The 2,289-nt window shown below is 34.5% G+C and carries 2 protein-coding genes; both read left to right on the top strand.

Features of this window, described 5'->3' with window-relative positions; all coding sequences use genetic code 11:
• Positions 1-462, top strand: a 462-nt coding sequence (locus ACKI4K_RS07405; RefSeq protein WP_407423764.1) for a 4Fe-4S binding protein, incomplete at its 5' end; no start/stop codon positions are given.
• Between the two features lie 217 nt (positions 463-679).
• The gene (gene metK, locus ACKI4K_RS07400) at positions 680-1,855 is read left to right on the top strand and encodes a methionine adenosyltransferase (protein WP_407423762.1); all 1,176 of its coding nucleotides are present in this window, start codon (positions 680-682) and stop codon (positions 1,853-1,855) included.
• Positions 1,856-2,289: the final 434 nt, after the last annotated feature.

Here is a 2,289-nt window from a genome sequence, read left to right as displayed (position 1 = left end):
CTCAGACAAACCTTAGGTCTTTCCAGATCTGCAGACGGATTCTACATGGAAGCTCACCCAAAACTCAGACCTGTTGACACCTTAACTGACGGTGTTTACATTGCTGGTGTAGCACAAGGTCCTAAAGATATTCCTGACTCCGTAGCACAAGGTTCAGCTGCAGCATCCAGAGCAGCAATCCCAATGGCTAAAGGAGAAGTAGAAATCGAACCTATTATTGCAGCTAACGATGAAGCAATTTGTGGTGCTTGTCAAGTATGTGTTGAATTATGTCCATTCGCAGCAATTACCATCGCAACCGGTGTAGGTGGAAAAGAATTTGCACAAATCAACTCCGCATTATGTAAAGGATGTGGAACCTGTGTAGGTGCATGTCCATCTGGTGCAATGAACCAACAACACTTCAAAACCGAGCAAATTATGGCACAAATCAGTGCTGCTCTTGAAGACATAGGCAAATAGATTTAGAGATTAAATTCTCTATCTCTTTTTTCTTTTTTTTAGATTAACCATTTTTAAAATTTCAAAAAAATTTTAGATTTTCTCATTTTATCGTAATTTTTAACAATTTTTAAATAATATATAAGATATAAATAATACTGACTAGTTTATAATGTTGATAAATTCTCTTGAATGTAACTATAATAGAGAGAATTTAACATTGAATATTGGTGATAATATGAATGATATATATAGGACATTTACATCAGAGTCAGTTACCCAAGGGCATCCCGATAAGGTTGCGGATATTATTTCTGATGCTATATTAGATGCATATATGGCGCAGGATAAGAATTCACATGTTGCATGTGAAACTTGTGTAACAACTGATTTTTGTATGGTATTTGGTGAAATAACCTCTGAAGGTAACCTATCCGATGATGAAATCAAACAGATTATAAGAGATACAATTATTGAAATCGGTTATGATAATCCTGATTTAGAATTTGATGGTCATACTTGTGAAGTTGTAAACAGACTCCATGCCCAATCTCCAGACATCAATCAGGGAGTAGACCGGGGAGATGAAGAATCCGGTGCAGGAGATCAAGGTATGATGTTCGGTTATGCAACCAATGAAACCGATTCATTAATGCCATACCCAATCGATTTAGCCCGTAAATTAACCAATAAATTAACTGAACTTAGGGAAAGCGGAGAAATTCCATACTTAAGACCGGACGGTAAGGCACAAGTATCAGTAAACTATGATAAAGAAGGCAATGTCGTTTCACTTGATGCGGTGGTATTGTCAACCCAACATGATGAGACAATGTCTGATAATCAAGAACAACTAAAAGCAGACATCCGTGAAAAGCTCTTCAAAGAAGTCATTCCACAGGAACTGATGACCGAAAATACAAAAGAGCACATCAACCCAACCGGCAAGTTTGAAATCGGTGGTCCTCACGGAGATGCAGGACTGACAGGTCGTAAAATCATTGTGGATACCTATGGAGGATATGCCCGCCACGGTGGAGGAGCGTTCTCAGGTAAGGACTGTACTAAAGTTGACAGAAGCGCATGTTACATGGCAAGATACATTGCAAAAAACATCGTAGCAAGCGGACTTGCAGAAAAATGTGAAATTCAGTTATCCTATGCTATCGGTGTTGCAGAACCAACCTCCGTAATGGTAGATACTTTCGGAACCGGCGCAGATATTGGCGATAAAACTATGGAAGAAATAGTACGTGAAAACTTCAAGTTAACTCCGGATGGAATAATTGAAACATTAGGTTTAAGAGACACTTCTTATAAACAAACAGCCAAATATGGCCACTTCGGTATTGAAGGTCTTCCATGGGAAAAAACCGATAAAGCTGACGATTTAAAAAAATATATTAAAAATTAAATAGAAATTTCCTCTATTGAGGAATACTATTTATTTTTTTAAGGTTTTAGAATTTTTTAGTTCCTATTTTTTAAATTTTTCATATAAATATTTGATTATTATTACTATTTTTATTTTTATAAGAAGAATTTTCGGCAATGTTGAAATCCTAGAATTTTTTTCACTTGAAATTTCACATCGATGTGATTTCTTGATGTAAAATTAGTATTTCTTCAATTTGCCGATTATATGTAATTTATTTTATTACAGTTGAAATAACACTTTGTTATTTTAAAAAATAGGATATAATAAATTATTTATAGTAAAATGGAGAATATTTATATATATGAACAGTAAAAACAAACATTCTCCAATAATAGTTAGGTTTTCAAAGCATAAAAACCTTTTGGATTTTGGCTTTAAAAAACAAACAAAAAAATTTTTCAAAAAATTTG

Source organism: Methanobrevibacter sp., from assembly GCF_045644645.1.
In the GTDB taxonomy this organism is placed as follows: Archaea; Methanobacteriota; Methanobacteria; order Methanobacteriales; family Methanobacteriaceae; genus Methanocatella.
Note: the sequence above shows the minus strand (reverse complement) of the source record. Positions and strands in the feature narration are given on the sequence as shown.